The 19,335-nt window shown below is 61.0% G+C and carries 14 protein-coding genes and 2 pseudogenes; 13 read left to right on the top strand and 3 right to left on the bottom strand.

The features are described from left to right. Positions 1-28: 28 nt before the first annotated feature. Positions 29-2,374, bottom strand: coding sequence for a bifunctional acylase PvdQ (gene pvdQ / locus ACVHNU_RS09585; RefSeq protein ID WP_473019561.1), 2,346 nt, complete (start codon positions 2,372-2,374; stop codon positions 29-31). A gap of 287 nt (positions 2,375-2,661) precedes the next feature. On the opposite strand from pvdQ, the gene ACVHNU_RS09580 reads away from it, so the two are divergent. Continuing rightward, on the top strand, positions 2,662-3,039 hold the full coding sequence (locus ACVHNU_RS09580) for a fe2+ zn2+ uptake regulation protein (protein ID WP_045122427.1): 378 nt from the start codon (positions 2,662-2,664) through the stop codon (positions 3,037-3,039). 18 nt (positions 3,040-3,057) lie between these two features. Here ACVHNU_RS09580 and ACVHNU_RS09575 read toward each other — a convergent pair whose 3' ends face one another. Beyond that, a complete protein-coding gene (locus ACVHNU_RS09575; RefSeq protein WP_003224577.1) occupies positions 3,058-3,246 on the bottom strand; it encodes a hypothetical protein in 189 nt (62 codons plus the stop codon). A gap of 555 nt (positions 3,247-3,801) precedes the next feature. Here ACVHNU_RS09575 and ACVHNU_RS09570 point away from each other — a divergent pair. From ACVHNU_RS09570 to ACVHNU_RS09550, 5 genes are read left to right on the top strand one after another with little or no spacing between them, the layout of a single operon-like run. Beyond that, positions 3,802-5,058, top strand: coding sequence for an MFS transporter (locus ACVHNU_RS09570; RefSeq protein WP_473019560.1), 1,257 nt, complete (start codon positions 3,802-3,804; stop codon positions 5,056-5,058). Positions 5,059-5,067: 9 nt separating this feature from the next. Next, a complete protein-coding gene (locus ACVHNU_RS09565; protein ID WP_473019559.1) occupies positions 5,068-6,198 on the top strand; it encodes a LuxE/PaaK family acyltransferase in 1,131 nt (376 codons plus the stop codon). Position 6,199: 1 nt separating this feature from the next. Then, positions 6,200-8,602: an aldehyde dehydrogenase family protein gene (locus ACVHNU_RS09560; protein WP_473019558.1), complete on the top strand. Its 2,403-nt coding sequence runs from the start codon at positions 6,200-6,202 to the stop codon at positions 8,600-8,602. 48 nt (positions 8,603-8,650) lie between these two features. Then, positions 8,651-9,940: a phenylacetate--CoA ligase family protein gene (locus tag ACVHNU_RS09555; RefSeq protein ID WP_473019557.1), complete on the top strand. Its 1,290-nt coding sequence runs from the start codon at positions 8,651-8,653 to the stop codon at positions 9,938-9,940. Continuing rightward, a complete protein-coding gene (locus ACVHNU_RS09550; protein ID WP_473019556.1) occupies positions 9,940-10,863 on the top strand; it encodes a GNAT family N-acetyltransferase in 924 nt (307 codons plus the stop codon). The genes ACVHNU_RS09555 and ACVHNU_RS09550 overlap by 1 nt, the downstream gene beginning before the upstream one ends. 48 nt (positions 10,864-10,911) lie before the next feature. Here the strand turns inward: ACVHNU_RS09550 and ACVHNU_RS09545 are convergent, their stop codons facing one another. Then, positions 10,912-11,439, bottom strand: coding sequence for a hypothetical protein (locus tag ACVHNU_RS09545; protein ID WP_003224565.1), 528 nt, complete (start codon positions 11,437-11,439; stop codon positions 10,912-10,914). A gap of 380 nt (positions 11,440-11,819) precedes the next feature. On the opposite strand from ACVHNU_RS09545, the pseudogene ACVHNU_RS09540 reads away from it, so the two are divergent. From ACVHNU_RS09540 to glgA, 7 genes and pseudogenes are all read left to right on the top strand, one after another. Continuing rightward, positions 11,820-12,950: pseudogene (locus ACVHNU_RS09540) on the top strand (HAMP domain-containing protein); the annotation flags it as partial. A gap of 333 nt (positions 12,951-13,283) precedes the next feature. Further along, a pseudogene (locus ACVHNU_RS09535) lies at positions 13,284-13,811 on the top strand (methyl-accepting chemotaxis protein); the annotation flags it as partial. Positions 13,812-14,139: 328 nt separating this feature from the next. After that, positions 14,140-14,586 carry a DUF411 domain-containing protein gene (locus tag ACVHNU_RS09530; protein ID WP_473019555.1) on the top strand — a complete coding sequence of 149 codons (447 nt, stop codon included), beginning with the start codon at positions 14,140-14,142 and terminating at the stop codon, positions 14,584-14,586. Next, positions 14,586-15,020: a YqaA family protein gene (locus tag ACVHNU_RS09525; protein ID WP_473019554.1), complete on the top strand. Its 435-nt coding sequence runs from the start codon at positions 14,586-14,588 to the stop codon at positions 15,018-15,020. Before ACVHNU_RS09530 ends, ACVHNU_RS09525 begins: the two co-directional genes overlap by 1 nt. Positions 15,021-15,106: 86 nt before the next feature. After that, on the top strand, positions 15,107-16,171 hold the full coding sequence (locus ACVHNU_RS09520) for an alpha/beta fold hydrolase (protein ID WP_473019553.1): 1,065 nt from the start codon (positions 15,107-15,109) through the stop codon (positions 16,169-16,171). 13 nt (positions 16,172-16,184) lie between these two features. Beyond that, positions 16,185-17,138: a D-2-hydroxyacid dehydrogenase family protein gene (locus ACVHNU_RS09515; protein WP_473019552.1), complete on the top strand. Its 954-nt coding sequence runs from the start codon at positions 16,185-16,187 to the stop codon at positions 17,136-17,138. A 595-nt stretch (positions 17,139-17,733) separates the two neighbouring features. Further along, entirely contained in the window at positions 17,734-19,320 is a 1,587-nt protein-coding gene (gene glgA / locus ACVHNU_RS09510; protein WP_473019551.1) for a glycogen synthase GlgA, read from the top strand. Positions 19,321-19,335: the final 15 nt, after the last annotated feature.

Below are 19,335 nucleotides of genomic sequence, written 5' to 3'. Positions count from 1 at the left end.
AAACAGCGGCTTTTTCGTTCAGGATGACTTACTGCGCAACCACCTCGGCACTCTTGCCGGCAGCATCACGCACGGTCTGCACCTGATACTGCGGATCAGCCGTGATCTGCTGCTCGGTAAACGGCAGCACGCTCCACTGTTTCTTCGAGAAGGCCTCGGTCTGGTCCCGGGAGTACTTCGACTCTGGGTCACTGGACAGCGAGAACGCCAGCAGCCCCTGAGCGTGCGGGCCTTTGTCGTCGAAGGTCACCACTTGCAGGTAGCTGGTGCCGCTGACCACTTCGAGTTTGCCGTCTTCGCGCGGCACGCTCTGAATCGCGTTGTAGATCCCCAGCGTTCCAGGTCCGCCGTGAATCGCGGTTTGCTGACCGCCGCTGCTCACCACCTGAATGTCGCCCCAGCGGGCGTCCGCTTTCAGGCCCATTTTCGTGGTGGTTTGCAGCGACGCCTGCATTGCTTCACGCAATGCCTTGCTCACCGCCGGTTGCTCGATCGCCAACCCGCGCGGGGTGTGTTGCGGGTCTTTCGGATCGAACGCCACGCGCCAGACATCCGGCGACTTTTGCAGGGTTTGCATGATGTTCTGGAAATGGACCAGGCCGATACCCGAATCCAGATTCGCCCGGCCATCCCAGCCTTTGAGGCTGACGCAAACCGGCTTCAACGAAGCCGCGTCCGCACCAAGATCCGCAGCGCAGAATTTCAGCAGATCGGGCAGCACTTGAGTCGCCAAATAGACGTTGTCATCCATCACCATCTGTTGCAGATCCTTCACCGCCACCGGACCTTTTTTACCCAGCGTGCTCAGGCGCTCCAGTGCGAACCGCGAACGCAGCCCAAGCGGCTGACCGTCCTGGCTGATCAGCGGCGAGAACCCGGTCAGTGGTTGTGCCGGGTTCGCCAGCCACGCGGAATCGTTGGAATGCTGGACGAAGTCCTTGCGCAACAGTTGCGGTAACTGGCTGGCGGCATAAATGCCCTTCTGCGCGGCTTGCGAATCGATATCCCACGCGCAGGCGCTGTTGGCGCCATCCAGCACGATCATCTGCAATCCGATGCGCGGGTCGCTGCACTTGGCCAGTTTGTCGGCGCTGACATTCGGCACCACCGACAGGTTCATGTACAGCGTCTGCCCCTTGTCATCCACGGCCAGGGTGTTGACCCACGGGATGCCCTGGATCTTGTGCACCGAATCCTGCAGATCCTTGAGGCTCGAGGCCTGGTTCATCGCGTACCACTGCGTCAGCACGCGATCATTTTCCAGGTTGGCGTCGCGCAGGCTGTAAGCGTACTGATGGTCCCAGTCGAGCTTGCCCGGCCATTGCACGATCGGGCCGAACTGCGAGCTGTAGACATCGCGCGAAACCGGCACCACCTGCCCGTCCGCCTGTTTGATCTGCACGGTCACCGTCTGCTTGCTCAGCGGCAGCGATTTGCCATCGAGCAGGTAGCGCGTCGGATCTTTGGGATCGAGTTGCAGGCGATACAGGGTGAAGTGCTTCGACGAATCCACCGTGTGGGTCCAGGCCAAATGCTGGTTGAAACCGATGTTGATCACCGGCAGCCCCGGCAAGGCGGCGCCCATCACGTCGAGTTTGCCGGGGATGGTCAGGTGCATCTGGTAAAAGCGCATGCCGCCGACCCACGGAAAATGCGGGTTGGCCAGGAGCATGCCACGCCCGTTGAACGAACGCTCGCTGCCGACCGCCACGGCGTTGCTGCCGCGATCCAGGGCGAAGCGCTGCATGCGCGCGTCCGCCAACTGATAAGCCTGCGCATGGCTACCGACCTGTGCCGTGGCTTGCGGCGGCGTCGCACCGGCCAGTGCTTCGGCGAACTGCCCGACCCCGCCTTCAACCAGCAAGCGGCGGGTGAGCTTCACCAGATCCTCGGCGGCGATATCACGCACCCACTCCCCCTGGCACTGCTGCGGCAGGCCTTGCTGGCGGCGCTCGGCCAGATAGCGGTTGTAGCCTGCGGCATAACCTTCCACCAGATCGCGCACCTGAGCAGGCTGCGCGTCCCAGAAGGCCTTCACCGCTGCGGGGGTGTTGAGCCAGGTGAAGAACAGGTCGCTGACGCGATCTTCGCGTTGTTCGACGGTGAACTGATCCGGCCCGAAATAGCGCGAGCGCTGGCCATTGACCGTGACAATCTCGTTGGCCAGCAGGCACAGGTTGTCCTGCGCATAGGCGTAACCGATGCCGAACCCGAGTCCGCGCTCGTTTTCCGCGCGAATGTGCGGCACGCCAAATGAGGTGCGGCGAATATCAGCATGGGTTTGTGTGGCGGGACTTAACGCATGGGCCGACAGACTGAGTCCGAGAAACGCGCCGGCGAGGGCCAGCCCGGTTAACTGCCTGGAAATAATCACACTCGCTCCTGATCGATGGGACACGAATCGACGCCTGCGTTGCGCGAGCGTCAGACCCGGTCTGAAGTTGATTCCTGCGCCCGGGCGCAAGATGGCTGTTCAGGAAACGAATACGGTAAAAAAATATTTAGCCTGTTTGCCCAAGCGACCGGCCGGCGATGACGGGAAAACAACGAATAAGCGACAAAATTTCTACATATTTTCTTTCATGATTTGTCGTGCTGAAACGTCTTGTTTACTAGAGCAGCCAAAACGTTTCCTGACCAGGCTCTGAAAGGAGTAATCCCATGTACAACTCGCAACTACCAACGGACGGTAGCCAGGCGTCACAAGGAGCTTCCATGAGTCCCCGCGCGAGCAGTTTCGCACCCAGCCCCGAGCGACAAGGCAATGAGCGCATTCGCCTGCTGCTCAAAAGCTTCGGTCTGCGCACCAGCCTGATTCGCCTGAAAGTCATCGACGCCTTGCTGGTCGCCGCGCAAAGCGAACGGCGCCTTGGTGTGCGCGGCGTGCACAGCCAGTTGCTGGACCTGGATATTCCGTTGTCCTTCCTCAGCGTGCGCGAAGTGTTGAAGCGTCTGTGTGCCGAAGGCGTGGTCACCTTCAACCCGGACAAGAGTTACAGCCTGCATCCACAGGCTGCTGCCGTGCTCAATCACGATTGAAGCGTCCCGCGATCGCCGTCAGGGTTTGACCTTGCGGCGCATCACCGCGTTGATCACCACCACGACCACCGCCACACCGATGGCGATGTACTGGAACATCTTCTGACTGATCATCCCGGCGTTCTGTAGCCAGGACAGGCCGAGCATGATCGCCAGCACCGACAGGGCGATCAGGATCGAGTATTTCAAACGTTGCTTCTGAGTCATTGCGGGTTCCTGAAACTTTCAAATGTATCCGGTTTGTATCCGGTTGCATGCCATGCACATACCGTGTTGCGGGGATGGGCCGGGGCGAACGCGGTCTCATGTTACAGCCGATGAAGAGTTTTGGCTTCATGACGGCGTAACCATGAGGATTTTGAAATGTTCCGTCGAATCACCTGGCTGATTCCCCTCCTTGCCATCCTGACCTTGAGTGGCTGCTTCTTCTTCCCTCACGGAGGCTGGCATGACGACCACCATCGCTACCAGGAAGGTCCCGGTTATTACCATCGATAGAACAGGATTGTTCGCATCTCGGTGTGTCTGAAAGCACCGGAAGAGAAGCGGTAAAAGTCTTTTCAGAGCAAACCATGCCCGCCCGCCAGCGGGCATTTTTATTGGCACGCCGACCGGCCAGTCACGGCTGTTCAATACGCGTATTGACTCACTTAAATACGCTGTAAGTATTTGAAATTTCATGTCGCAGCAAAGCATTGGATGCTGCGACGACTCTGCCTCTAGTCTCTGCAAACTTTCTCGCTCACTGAAACAGGGATGTTTATGCAGAGAACCTTGATCGTAATGGCGCCCGTGCAGACAGTTGGATTCTGCCTGGCCATTACCGCTTTTGAACTGCTCACCTACATGGCCAGCGACATGATCATGCCGGCCATGTTGACGGTCACTGAGGAGTTCAACGCCGATGCCCGTCACGTACCCAATGCGTTCAATCTGTATCTGATCGGCGGCGTGTGCCTGCAATGGCTGATCGGCCCGCTCTCTGATCGTTACGGCAGACGTCGCTCGCTATTGCTCGGCTGTGCGCTGTTTGGCCTGGCGTGCAGCGCCGCGGTCATGACGCAGCGCATTGAAGCGTTCAATGTGCTGCGTCTGATACAAGGCATGGGCCTGGGATTCGTCGTCGCTGTCAGCTACCCGGCGCTGCAGGAAGTATTCTGCGAAGCCGATGCGGTGCGGCTCATGGCACTGCTGGGCAATGTGGCGCTGCTGTCGCCGCTGCTTGGTCCGTTGCTCGGCAGCCTGCTGCTGGAATGGCTGAGCTGGCGGCAGATGTTTCTCGGTCTGGGAGCGGCCAGTGCCGTTGTCTGGCTCGGTCTCTTGGCCTGGATGCCGGAAACGATCGGCGTCACGCGCCGCGACGGCCAACAACAGGCCCCTGCGCCGTTCTCGCTCAGGCAAATCCGCCGGGGTTACTTCGCGCTGCTGCGCAATCGCCGATTCGTCGGCAGCAGTCTGGCGTTGGGCCTGATGAGCCTGCCATTGATAGCCTGGATCGGTCTGGCGCCGGTGTTGCTCATGCAGCGTCTCGAGCTGTCTGCGCTGGAATACGGCGTGTGGCAGATCCCGGTGTTCTCGGCGGTGATCGTCGGCAATCTGCTGCTGGATCGATTGCTCGCCGGGCACACACTGGTTCGGGTGATTGGTCTGGCACTGTGGCCATTCTGTCTCGGACTGCTGATGCTGATCGGCGCGGCCCTGAGTCCGACTTCCCTGGCACTGACCGTCGCCGGTCTGGCCTTGTATGCGCTGGGGCTGGGCATGAGTAACGCCGCACTGTACCGGCTGGCGCTGTTCTCCAGCCCCGATGGCAAAGGTCTGGTCTCGGCCATGATCGGCATGCTGTCGATTGCCGTGATGGGCATCGGCGGTTCGCTCATTGCCATCGTTGGCGGCGGCGACAACCTGCAATCCTTCTGCCTCTGGGCAGCCCTCGGCGGTCTGCTGTGCCTGCCCCTGCTCTACCGTCTTCTGCGCCACAACCCTGCGACACCCGCGGCGCCCAACGCACATCAATAAGGATATTCGATGACTCGATTCCCCCATGGCGACGCGCTCTGCGCATTGCCGAAGCCCTATTGCCCGGACTCCGTACCCACGGGCCTGTTCAGTCAGGCCATGAGCGAAATCACCCGGTTCCACGCTCGCCATACGCCTGGCTACGGCCATTGGCTGAGCGCCCACTCAATCGATGTCGATGATCTCGACACGCTGGACGACTGGTCGCAACTGCCACCGATTTTCGCCAATTTCTTCAAGCAACACAGGCTGCTCAGCCCGACTGGCGCGGACGCTCTGGAACTGACCTCTTCCGGCACCAGCGGGCAGAAAAGTCGCATGCGCTATGACGCCCGCAGCCTCGGCGCAGCGCAGTTCATGGTCGAGCGGATATTCGCGCAGTACGGCTGGATAACACCGCACGCACCGTGCAACTACTTGCTGCTCAGCTACGAGCCAGAACAGACCAACACCCTGGGCACGTCCTTTACCGATCAGTTCCTGTGCGGTTTTGCTCCCGCCAATCGGGTGGTTTACGCCTTGCGTCGTAACGGCGACGGTCACCAGTTCGATCTGTTCGGTGTGATCGCGGCCCTGCAGGCATTTGCCGAAGAAGGCCTGCCGGTGCGTATTTTCGGCTTCCCGGCGTTTCTCTGGGAGACCCTGCAACGCATGCGCGCCACGGATGTGGCGGATGTGCAATTGCCGGCAGGTTCCCTGGCATTTTTCGGCGGTGGCTGGAAAACCCGTGCCGCCGAAGAAGTCCCCAAGCAAGCGTTGTACGCGCGCATCCAGCAACAGCTGGGCATCAATACCCGGGACTGTCGCGACGGCTATGGCGCCGTCGAACACGCGGTGCCTTACATCGAATGTGCCCATCATCGCTTTCACGTCCCGGTCTACGCGAAAGTTTACGTGCGCAACCCCGTGGACTTTTCAGTTCTGCCCTATGGGCAATCCGGCCTGCTGAGTCTGGTCTCACCCTACATTTCCTCAAGCCCGGCCCACGCGGTGGTCATGAGCGACCTGGCGACGCTGCATCCTGGAACAAGCTGCGGTTGCGGTCTGGCGAGCGACTGGTTCCAACTGCATGGCCGCGCCGGCACCGCAGCCGCCAGAAGCTGCGCCATGGCTGCTTCCGAACTGCTGGGGAGGCACTGACATGTACTTGATCAACGGAAAGCTGCACACCGACTGCAACCTCGAAAGCGCCTTGCAGCAACTTCACCTGGAGCTGCCCGATCGGCTGCAGACACCCCTTGAAATCAGCACGCTGCTCGCAACTGCCGAGGCATTTGCCAAACGTCTGCAACGTGAAGAACCTGAACTGCCGCTTGATGCCGGACAACGCCAGGCCCTGATCGATTTCTGCCAGCCCGCCACGCTGCAAACCAAGCTTGATCGCGAGCTCGGCCTGCAACCCGACTCTCTGCGCCGCATCGACTATCGCCAGTCGCGTTTCGAACGCTGGAGTCCATTGGGCCTGGTGGTGCACATCACGCCCGCCAATGCGCCGCTGCTGGCGTTTTGTGCGGTGATCGAGAGTCTGCTGAGCGGTAACGTCAACTGGCTGCGCCCCAGCAGCAGCGACGGCGGCTTTACCGCACGCTTGCTCCAGGCGTTTCTCGACTGCGACCCGAGCGGGCAATTCAACGGTCACGTGGCAGTCCTGCCGACGAGTACCGGACAAATCGGCCAACTGTGCAAGCACGCCAACGGCGTCGCGGCCTGGGGTGGCGAAACCGCGCTGCAAGCCATTCGCCAACAGGTGCCGCCAGGTTGTCGCTGGATCGACTGGGGGCACCGCATCAGCTTCGCCTATCTGACCCCGGACGCGGTCTCGCCCGCCGTACTCGATGCCATCGTCGATGAGGTCTGCCGCCTCGATCAGCAAGCCTGCTCCAGCCCGCAATGGTTGCTGGTGGACGGTGACGATGCAGCGGTGTTGAGCGACATCGGTGCACAACTGGCCGTCGCGTTCGAGCGTCGCGCCAAACAGTGGCCGGCCCTCACACCGACGCTTGAAGAGGCTTCGCAAATCACCACCTGCACGGCGATGGCGCGGCTGGCCCAGAGTTTTGCCGGGCACACCGGTCGGGTCTGGAGCACACCGGGGTGGCGCGTGATCTGGAGCCATGACCGCCAGCTCGAACCGTCGGCGCTGTTTCGCAGCCTGTTGCTCAAGCCCCTGCCCCGCGAGCTGCTGACCGCGACGTTGCTGCCGTGGCGCAACGTGCTGCAAAGCTGTGCCCTGCTGTGCCCGGAGACGCAGATCGCCGAGCTTTCGCGGACACTGATCGCCGCCGGTGTTAGCCGCATCGTGCCGATCGCCGCCATCCACGATGGCTACGACGGCGAACCCCATGACGGCGTCTACGCCTTGCAGCGTCTGAGCCGCCGAGTGTCGGTCAGCCTGACGCCGAATTCACTGGCGCACCACGCCACGCTGGATCGCCAGCCATCGCCACCGCCCTTGGCCGGCGTGCCGATCATGAACAAGGACACGTTCATCGATCGACCGCCGCACCCGCAGGCGCAGCTGTATTTTCGCTCCGGGGGCAGCAGTGGCACCCCTGTGCTTTCGGGTTTCAGTTACGACGATTTCCAGCGTCAGATGCGTGCCGCCGCCGATGGTTTGCTGGCAGCCGGCCTGGCCCCGACACGGGACCGCGTGATGAACCTGTTCTTCAGCGGCGGGCTGTACGGCGGCTTCTCCAGTTTTGCCAAGGTGCTGGAGCAACTGCAAGCCCGGCACTGGCCAATGAGCGCGCCAGCGGATGACGATTACCGGGAGATCGCGCAGATGATCGAGCAACAGCAGATCACCGTGCTGATCGGCATGCCCGCCACCCTGCACCGGCTGTTCCTCAACGAACAGCAAACACTGCGGCGCTATGGCGGCATCGAAAAAGTCTTTCTCGGCGGCGAACACCTCAGTGAGCCAACCCGCGAATTGCTGCAGAGCTGCGGTGTGAGCCTGATCCGCTCGGCGATTTACGGCAGCGTCGATGCCGGCCCCATCGGCCATGCCTGCCAAGCCACGACAGATGGCGCGTTTCACCTGATGAGCGAGATCCAGCATCTGGAAATCGTCGATTTCGATCAAGACACGCCGGTCAGTGACGGCGAACCCGGGCGTTTGCTGGTGACCACTCGGGCACGTCAGGGCCAGTCCGTGCAGCGTTATGACATCGGTGACAGCGGGCGCTGGCTCCCCGGCCCGTGCGCTTGCGGCCTGACTTCGCCGCGCTTCGAACTGCTGCAACGCCACGGCAAGCTGCTGCGCATCGGCACCGACTTCATTTCGCTGGCGACGCTGGCGCAGCACCTGCAGGCGCCGTTTCAACTGGTCCTCGATCACGGCCCGGACGGCCTGGAACGCATGCGCCTGCGCTGCCCGCTGGCACCGGAACAGGCGCGGCAACGACTGCAGAATTACCTGACGCTGACCACGCTGATGCAAAGCGGATTGCTGACGGTCGACATCGAGCAATGTGCAATCGAGCAGTTCGCCCGAAACAGGCACAGCGGCAAAACGCCGACAGTGATTGATACGCGCCGCTGACAGCAGAGACCTGCACGCGGCCACCCGCCACTTTTATAAGAAAAAACCATGAACACGACCGTTGAATTGAACGACTTGCTCGGCTACGTCCGCCGACATTCCGCGTATTACCGCGAACACCTCAAGGCAGTCGCAATGCCCATCAGCGCCTTGAGCGAACTGCCCGAGATTGACCCTGAGCAATACTGGCTAGGTAGCCAGAACCCGCAGCAATGGCCGGTGCTGACAGGCCCGCAGAACGATGCGCTGGTCTTCAAGACCGGAGGCACCACTGGCGCGGGCAAACTGTCGCTATTTACCCGCGCAGAATGGCAAACCCTGGTACACGATTTCGGCAGCCACCTCACGGCGCAACTGAACCCCGGGGACCGGGTTGCCAACCTGTTTTTCGTCGGGGATCTGTATGCCAGTTTCATATTCGTCCACGACGCCCTGGCCCATGTCGAAACAGCCGTCAGCGAGTTTCCCTTCACCGGAGCCGTCGACAGCGCGGTACTGGTCGACTCGATCGTTGCCTACCAGATCAATGTGCTGGCTGGCATACCGGCACAACTGTTGAAACTGGCCGCTTGGCTTGAGCGTCAGTCATTCGTGCTGGAGGGTGTCGAAACCCTGCTCTACGGTGGAGAAAGCCTGTTCGCCGCGCAACTGCAATTGCTCCATCGGGTGTTCCCGAACGCGCGTATCGCCTCCATCGGCTACGCCAGCGTCGATGCCGGGCTGATCGGCATCAGTGCCCGCGATTGCGCCTTGGGCGAACACCGGATGCTGGAGCGGCACAATCGGCTGGAGATCATCGATGAAGTGAGCGGTGAGGTCATCGAAGAATGCAACCGCAACGGCAGGCTGGTGGTGACCAACCTCACCCGTCGCCTGATGCCGGTGATCCGCTACCCCGTCGGCGACCTGGCGTGCTGGCGCGAACCGAGCGGAACCCCGATGCGCAAATTCGCCCTGATGGGGCGCGGCATGAGCAGCCAGCGTGTTCGAGTGGGTGTACTGAGCCTGGACACGGGTGATATTGGCGATCTGGTGCAAAGCGTCGGCACCAGCGACAACTGGCAACTGGTCATCGAACAGCAGGGGAAAAAAGACCTGCTGAGCCTGCGCTGGGTGCCGGGTACGCTAACGCCTGACATTTCCCTGACAACCTCAAGACTGCGCCGTGCGCTGATCGACCAATACCCGCTGATCGGGACTCTGCACAACGATCAGTTGCTCGATCTGCACGTCATCGCTTGTGCAGGCGATGAACTGACTTGTCATCCACGTTCCGGCAAGCGTCAGCGGGTCGTCGACCGGCGCGATTATGAAAACCCGCGCCCGAGGCGAGAATGATGGACACGGTAACCCTGCGACGCTACCGCATCGCTGACGCACCGGCCGTCAGTCGCCTGTTCGAGGAAGTCTACGGCGATCATTACCCTCAACCGCACGTGTATCTGCCCTGCATGATCAGCCAGAACCACAACGACGGCCGCTGGCACTCGCTGGTAGCGGTGGTGAACGAGAAAATCTGCGGGCACGCCACGTTGTTTCGCCAGTCTGGCAGAAGCTTTCTTGCGGAACTGGCACTGACGGTGGTGCACCCGGACACTCGCGGGCAAAACATCGCCACACAGTTGGGCCAGCAGTTATTGATTCATGCACAGGCGCTTGATTGCCAGGGCGTGACGATCAAACAGGTCACGCACCATCCCTACACACAGCGCATGGCCGCCGGTCTCGGGTTCCACAGCATTGGACTGTTGCCGGACTACGCACCCTCTCCGTTCGGCGGGCCGGGGCGTGAGACGATCGTTGTCGGCCACCGCACCATAGACGGCTACCGTCGCCCGCTGCCGACACTGGCCTGGCCACAGGATTGCCGGGAATTGATGTCGCATCTGGAATCAGCTTTCGGGACCAGCGATAAAGCCGCGCCGTGGAAAGGTCCGAGGGTGCATTTCGAACGCGCATTGGGGCGTTATGACATGGTGCTCAAAGAGCTCGATGACAGCTTGCTCAAGCAAGTGGTGCAACTGCCGGCGCACTGGCTGATTTCGATCCGGCTCAGACTCGCCCAAGGGTTTTCCAGCTCACTGCAAAAACTCGCGGCTGCAGGTTTCGCCTTCACCGGGATTGTCCCCGATGAACGCAGCGAAGGCTGGCTGGCGCTGTTTCATCGCGGCTGTCAGCCGTCCACGCTGACGTTGCACTGCCCGCACATGCAGCGTTTGCAGGATCATATTCGGCAGACCGGCGAAGGGTTTCAGGGCTAGAAACGAAAACGGCCCACCCAGCGTATGGGTGGGCCGTTTTTGATCGGCTTATGCCTTGGCTTTGACGCCTTGGTCCACAGGCTTCGGCGCGTTGCCTTCACCGTAGGTTTTCAGGTTCTGCAGCACGTAGATCGCCTTTTTGTATTCGGGGATCAGGTTCTTGCCGTACGCATTGCCATTGAGGCCATTGGTCTGGATCGCGTCGAGCTGGGTGGCGAAATACTCCAGCGCATTGAACTTGGCATCGACGTCTTTGGTCACGCCGAACCGGTCGAACTTGTCGCCGGCGTTCATCAACGTAAAGGAGGTGATCTCCGAAATCAGCCCGCGGCCACGCAGGAAGGCACTCAGATTGCCCAGTTGCTTGACCGAGGTGTTCGCCGGATCAAAGCCCTTGATGTTCTTGCGCAGGCCCTGCTTGTCCATTTCAGCGGTGTTCAGCGCGTTCGGATCGTTGCCGACCATGGTCAGCATCTGTTGCACCTTGACGCTCTGCGCCACCTGCTTTTTCGCGCCTGTATTGCGAACCAGCACCCCTGCCTTGCTCTCCCAGCCGCCGACAATGCCGATCGTCATGAGAAGACTCCCTGTGAAATAACCATGAAATGTCCTTGCTGGACCACTCGAATGCCGGGAAGTATCTACCGGCCCAGTGATGGCACCAACCCTTTTAGTGCGGTCGCTTACAATTTCTGTACATTCTCGATACAAATCGCCAGAGGTTCACTGTGGCGCGGCTTCATGGCAGTTTGACGATACCTGCCGATTCCCTTTTCACGCCGATTGACGTGCCGGTGAATTCATTTGTATCGAGGTCGATACGCCCTTCTGTCAGCCCATCGCTTTCTTGCACGAAAGTACCTAAAGCTTCGCCGTTCGCCGACGATACGCTGGTGTAATCCCGCCGTTTTTCCCTCGACCCACAATAAAAAATCGCAGCTCAAGGACCGGTATCCATGCCCGCATTCCGCACCATTCAGGCTCGCTACACGTTGTTTCTGGTTCTGTTCATCCTGCTGCTGTCGGTGCTGACCGTGGTCGGTATCAGCCAACTGGTCGCGCCCAAGCTGCGCCAGACTGAAGAACAGGTAGTGCTCAACCGCATCGCCGAAGTCGCCGAACAGATTCAGGGCGAGTTGAACAAAGTGCAGTCACAGCAGCGCAGCATTACCCAGACCATTCCGCTGCTCGACAGCGCGGCCATCGATACGGTGCTGCCGGGGCTGGTGGATCAATACGGCGAGCAGAAAGTTTTCGGTGGCGGGATCTGGCCATTGCCGGGCCAGCGCGAGGCCGGGCGCAACAAATTCAGCACCTTCTGGCACCGCGACGCCTCGGGCAAATTGGCGGTCAACACGTTCTGGAACAGCGACGCCGCCCCCAACTACTACGACCAGAGCTGGTACAAGGGCGGTATGCAGACCCCGCGCGGCCAGTGCGCCTGGGCTGCGGCCTATAAGGATGATGCGAGCGCCGAACCGCGCACCAACTGCGCCATGGCGATCCAGAAAAACGGCGCGGCATGGGGTGTGTCGACCATCGACGTGACGCTGGGTTTCTTCAACGATCTGGTGGCGCGCAAGGAAAAAGACCTGAACGCCGAAATGCTGATCGTCGAGGCCGACGGCAAGATCATCAGCAACAGCTCGCGCATCAGCGGCCCGATCGTGCTGAAGAACATCAGCGAACTGGCCAGCGGTTCGACCTTCGCCAGTCAGGTCAAGGCTGGCCTGCAAAACCGTGATCAGGCGCAACGCGTCGAGTTTGACAACAACGGCGAAGCCAGCACCTTCTTCATGCGCCCGATCGAGGGCACACCGTGGTTCCTCGCCACCGCCCTGCCGACCAAGATGCTTACCGCCCAGCGCGACGACGTGCTCAGCAGCCTGAGCCTGTTGCAGATTCCGCTGGTGATCCTGCTGGTGCTGTTGCAGGTCTACGCGATCCGCCAACTGGTTTCGCGAATGAAAGCCCTGAAGGCCAACATCGACTCGCTGTCCAGCGGCGATGCCGACCTGACCCGCCGCATCACCATCCGCGCCGAAGACGAACTGGGCGCCATCGGCCACTCGGTCAACACCTTCATTGCCTATCTGCAAAACATGATCGGCGAAGTGACGCAGGCCACCGGTGCCATGGCTTCGAGCCTGGATGACCTGCAGCGTACGTCGGCCAACACCAGCCAGATCCTGCTGCGCCACGCTTCGGAGACCGATCAGACCGTCACCGCCATCACCGAGATGAGCTCGACCGCCGAAAGCGTTGCGCAGAACGCGGCTGAAACCGCAGCGTTCACCCAGCGCGCCAACGAAAACGCCGACCGCTCACGGGTGGTGGTCGGTGAAGCCACCAACAGCGTGGTGGCCTTGATCGACGAAGTGGCCAGCGCCACCCAGAAAGTCGAGAACATGCAGCAAGACGCGCAGCGCATCACCGAGATTCTCGGGGTGATCGGCGCAATCGCCGGGCAGACCAACCTGCTGGCGCTCAACGCCGCCATCGAAGCCGCCCGGGCCGGTGAACAGGGTCGCGGCTTTGCCGTGGTTGCCGATGAAGTCCGCGCCCTCGCCGCTCGCACCCAGGCCAGCACCTCGGAAATCAACGAGATGTTGACCCGTCTGACCCAAGGCGTGAGTTCCTCAGTCAGCGCCATGGAAAACACCCAGGCCAGTTGCCAGTCCGCCGCTGACGCCACGGCGCGGGTCAACTCCGGTCTGGATGAAATGGCCGGCTCGGTCAGCCACATCAACAGCCTCAGCACCCAGATCGCTACCGCTGCCGAACAGCAAAGCGCGGTGACCGAAGAGATCAACCGCAGCATGGTGCAGATCCGCCACATGGTTGAAGAACTGGTACACAGCGGCCAGGCCAGCGAACTCAATACCCGTCAGTTGCTCGAAGCCAACAACCGGGTGAGCGCGATCATGGGGCGGTTCAAAGTCCGTTGATTCCCCTACCAGTCTATTGTGGCGAGGGAGCTTGCTCCCGCTGGGTCGCGAAGCGGCCCCAACTCTGGCAGCGGAATAAACAGGAAGCCGAAATTGACCGATTGGCGACTGCTACGCAGCCGAGCGGGAGCAAGCTCCCTCGCCACAGAGCGCATCTCCATTCCGCCTGACAGATTTGTAATCTCCCGCTCAGCAGGCTGTCAGGCTTGATCCATGATCATCCTGCCAGCCTGCCTTGTATCAACTTGAAACACTCCGTTGATGCCCGGCAGGATAATCCGGTCAAAATACCTTCCTTTTTGACCGTCATCCTTGTCGAGAGCCCACCATGCGAACCTCCCTGCGACTGGCCGCCCTCAGCGCCCTGCTCCTGTCCTCCCTGGCCCAGGCCGCCGATCTGATCCCGATCGAGGTGCATCGCGACGCCAATTGCGGCTGCTGCAAGAAATGGATCAGCCATCTCGAAGCCAACGGCTTCAAAGTCGAAGATCACGTCGAAAGCGACATGAGCAGCTTCAAGCAGCAACACGGCGTGCCACCGCGCCTCGGCTCGTGCCATACCGCGCTGATCAATGGCAAGTTCGTCGAAGGCCATGTGCCGGCTGAACAAGTGCTGGCCCTGAGCAAGCGCGACGATCTGCTGGGTATCGCCGCTCCGGGTATGCCCATGGGTTCGCCGGGCATGGAAATGGACGGTATGAGCGATGCCTATCAAGTGATCGGCCTGAAAAAGGACGGCACGGATGTGGTGGTGGCGGATTACCCGGGCCACTGATGTCTGCCGGTTACGTCGGGCTGTTCGCGGCGGCGTTCGGCGCTGCGACGCTGTTGCCGCTGCAATCCGAAGCGCTGCTGGTTGGTCTGATCGCCAGTGACCGTTACTGGCTCTGGGGCCTGCTGGGCGTGGCGACACTGGGCAATGTCCTCGGTTCGCTGGTCAACTGGTGGCTGGGACGCGGCCTCGAACGCTTTCAGGATCGGCGCTGGTTTCCCGTCAACGCCAGACACATGGCCACCGCGCGCAAACATTATGAGCGCTACGGACATTGGTCGCTGCTGCTGAGTTGGCTGCCGGTGATCGGCGATCCGCTGACCCTGATCGCCGGCGTCATGCGCGAACCGCTCGGGCGCTTTCTGCTAATCGTCACGCTGGCCAAAGCTGCGCGCTACGCCGTGGTGGCGATGCTGACCCTGGGCTGGCTCGGTTGAACATTCACGCCACGGCGTTGCCTGTGGTTAACGTCGCCCTAATCCGGGCGTTCCAGCATCGGTCGATTTCCATGGAGTTTGCTCTTATGTCCGTCACGCTCACACGCTGGCTGCCCGCACTGTTCCTCAGCGCAGCGCTGCCGCTATTGGCCCAGGCGGCCGTGCCCGGTGAAGCGGCGCCCGACAACGCCCCGAACGACGCCCCGACCTATGGCCCGGAGCTGCAAGGGTTCCAATACCCCTACACACTCAAGCACTTTGCCTTTGAGTCACAGGGGAAATCCCTGCAGATGGGCTACATGGACGTTGCCGCCCAAGGCAAGGCCAACGGTCGCACCGTGGTGCTGATGCACGGCAAGAACTTTTGCGCCGCCACCTGGGACAGTTCGATCAAGGCCTTGAGCGAGGCCGGTTACCGGGTCGTCGCGCCGGATCAGGTCGGCTTCTGCACCTCCAGCAAACCTGACAACTACCAATACAGTTTCCAGCAACTGGCGACCAACACTCATCGCCTGCTCAAGACGCTCGGCATCCAGAAAGCCTCGCTGCTCGGCCACTCCACCGGCGGCATGCTCGCCACACGCTACGCGCTGCTGTTCCCGGATCAGGTCGAACAACTGGCGCTGGTCAACCCGATCGGTCTGGAAGACTGGAAAGCCCTTGGCGTGCCCTATCGCACCGTTGATCAGTGGTATCAGCGCGAACTGAAAGTCACCGCCCAAGGCATTCGTGACTACGAGCGCACCACCTATTACGACGGCCGCTGGAAACCCGAATTCGACCGTTGGGTCGACATGCTTGCCGGCCTGAGCAATGGCCCGGGGAAAACCCGGGTGGCGTGGAACTCGTCGCTGATCTACGACATGATTTTCACCCAGCCGGTGTACTACGAGTTCAAGGACCTGAAGATGCCGACCCTGTTGCTGATCGGCACCTCTGATACCACGGCCATTGGCAAGGATCTCGCTTCCCCCGAGGTCAAGGCGAAAATCGGTCACTATGACGTGCTCGGCAAGCAGGTCGCCAAGCTGATCCCACAGTCGACGCTAGTGGAATTCCCCGGCCTGGGCCACGCGCCGCAGATGGAAGAACCGGCAAAATTTCATCAGGCCTTGCTCGGCTGGCTGAACAATTCCAATCCCGTTCGTTGATGAGGTAAGGCTGATGGCGGTGCAGATTGCAGTGATTGATGACTGGCAGGACGTGGCACGGGGTGTGGTCGACTGGTCGGTGCTCGACAGCATCGGCGAAGTCAGCTTCGTGCATGACTACCCGGCGGACAACGCCGTGCTGGCGGAACGACTGGGCAAGTACCAGGTGATCTGCGTGATGCGCGAGCGCACGCGTTTCGACCAGGATCTGCTGCAGCGCCTGCCCAACCTCAAGCTACTGGTCACCGGCGGCATGCGCAACGCGGCGCTGGATATGCAGGCGGCCGCCGGCCTCGGCATCAAGGTCTGCGGTACCGACAGCTACAAGCATGCGGCTCCGGAACTGACCTGGGCACTGATCATGGCCGCCACGCGCAACCTGGTGAATGAAGCCAACTCCCTGCGCGCCGGTGGCTGGCAACAAGGGCTGGGCGGCGACTTGCATGGCAAGACCCTGGGCATCCTCGGTCTTGGCAGCATCGGCCAGAAGGTCGCGCAATTCGGTCAGGTGTTCGGCATGCGCGTGATTGCCTGGAGCGAAAACCTCACCGCCGAGCGCGCGCAGCAGGCCGGCGTGACCTACGTCAGCAAGCAGGAATTGTTCGAGCAGGCCGACGTGCTCTCGGTGCACCTGGTACTCAGCGAACGCAGCCGCGGGTTGGTCGATGCGCAGGCGCTGGACTGGATGAAAAACACCGCGCTGCTGATCAACACTGCGCGCGGGCCGATCGTCGATGAAGCGGCGCTGATCAAGGCATTGCAGAAACACAAGATCGCCGGGGCGGCGCTGGATGTGTTCGATCAGGAGCCGCTGCCTGAACTGCACCCGTTTCGCACACTGGAGAATGTGCTGGCCACGCCGCATGTGGGGTATGTGAGTCGGCAGAACTATGAACAGTTCTTTTCGCAGATGATCGAGGATATTCAGGCTTGGGCGGCGGGAAGCCCGCTGCGCCTGTTGAACTGATCGTCATTGCTGGACGGCGGTGGCCCGACTGACGCCTTCGCGAGCAAGCCCGCTCCCACATTGGAAATGCGTCGTACACAAATCAACTGTGGGAGCGGGCTTGCTCGCGAAGGGGCCTTAATAGACAACACATCAACAAACTGCCCGCACCACAACAGTGCAACCTCCTTCCCCGCTAGCACAGAAACGTGACCGACCAGTCACCGTTTTGGCCCTTCCATAGAAAAAAACCTGCACTTCGTCGGTGCGTTCAGCCCTGCACACCACGTCTTTCAATGCCTGCAAACCGATTGTCGAACAATTTACCCATTTGCTCTCGCCCGCTCTAGGATCTGGCCTAGACTGATTTTCGCGGGGTTAGACCAGTCGGTCACTGCACGTAAAAAAAGTCGAAACTTTTGCGTGAAGCGGCGGGTCATCTGCAACACAGGGGCAACGTGACTGGTGCAATCCTTGCAACGCCCCCTCCACCCATTCTGCTTGCGCGTGTTGGGTAGCGTTTGCTCACCGATGCGTGGCGCGTTTGCGCCCGGCCACAGGATTTGGCCACAGCTTGTTCGATACAAGAATCAGATCAACGAGACGGGAGATTCATATGATCAGTGCGGCATTGGATATTCAGGGAGAGCGTGCTCAGCAGGCGGTTGGTGAATCGAGCACGGTGAGTCTTCCCGGCAGCCGGTCGATCAACGTCCCGGGCACCAAAACGCTGACGCCGGTCGCCAGCCAGAATCCCAACAAGAAGAAAGTGTTGTTCGTGACCTCGGAAATCGCCGATCTGGTGAAGACCGGTGGTCTGGGTGACGTCTCCGCCGCCCTGCCCCGCGCCATGGCGCACCTGCACGATGTGCGCGTGTTGATCCCCGGTTATCCGCAGGTGATGCACAGCGAGAACCCGATCCATATCATCGGCGAACTCGGCGGCCATGCCGCGTTGCCACCGTGCAAGATCGGCCGCATGGACATGCCGGACGGGCTGGTGATCTACGTACTGATCTGCCCTGAACTCTATGAACGTGAAGGTTCGCCCTACGGTGCCAACAACGGCCGCGACTGGCCGGACAACCATATTCGTTTCGCCCGCCTGGGCCTGGCCGCTGCCGACATCGCCGCCAACCTCGCACAAATTCACTGGTGCCCGGATCTGGTGCACGCCCACGACTGGCCGGCCGGCCTGGCCCCTGCTTATATGCACTGGCGCGGGCAGCGCACGCCGACCCTGTTCACCATTCACAACCTGGCTTATCAAGGCGTGACCAGCCTCGGCTCGTGCCCGGAACTCGGCATCCCGACCCATGCCCTGCAACAGGAAGGCATGGAGTTCTACGGCAAAATGTCGTTCCTCAAGGCCGGCATGGCCTATTCGAGCCACATCACCACGGTCAGCGCCACCTACGCCCAGGAAATCACCACCCCGGATTTCGGCTGCGGTCTCGATGGCTTTCTCGCCGCCAAGACCCAGCAAGGCTTGCTCAGCGGCATTCCCAACGGCATCGACGAGAGTTGGGACGCGGCCACTGATCCGCACCTGTTTGCGCCGTTCGCCATCGGCGACTGGGAAGGCAAAGCCGTCAACGCCGCCCATGTGCGTGAACTGTTTGGCTTGAAAGATTCCAGCGGCCCGCTGTTTGCCGTGGTCTCGCGCCTGGTTTATCAGAAAGGCCTGGACCTGACTGAAGCAGTCTCCGAGTACATCGTGCAGAACGGCGGCCAGATCGCGATCATCGGTCGTGGCGAGCCGGAAGAAGAACAGGCCATGCGCGAACTGGCGCTGCGCTTTCCCGGGCAGATCGGCGTGCGCATCGGCTTCAATGAGACCGATGCCCGGCGCATGTTCGCCGGCAGTGATTTCCTGCTGATGCCGTCGCGTTATGAACCCTGCGGCCTGAGCCAGATGTACGCCCAGCGTTTCGGCTCGCTGCCGGTGGCGCGCAACACTGGCGGCCTGGCCGACACCATCGAGAATGGCGTCACCGGTTTCCTCTTCGACGAATCCACGGCCGACAGCTACCGCGAAGCCCTGAGCCGCGCGTTCAAGGTATTCGCCTTCCCTGACCTGCTCAATGCCATGCGCTGCCGGGCGATGGCCGCGCCGTTCAACTGGTGCAAAGCGGTCGAACCCTATGCCGAGCTCTACGAACAACTGGTCGCCAAGGCGCTGGGTAAAGCCGGCCACAAATAACTCACGGAGCTTTTC

It is taken from the genome of Pseudomonas sp. Ors-4-3C, from assembly GCF_055755035.1.
This window is presented reverse-complemented; position numbering and strand designations above follow the sequence as displayed.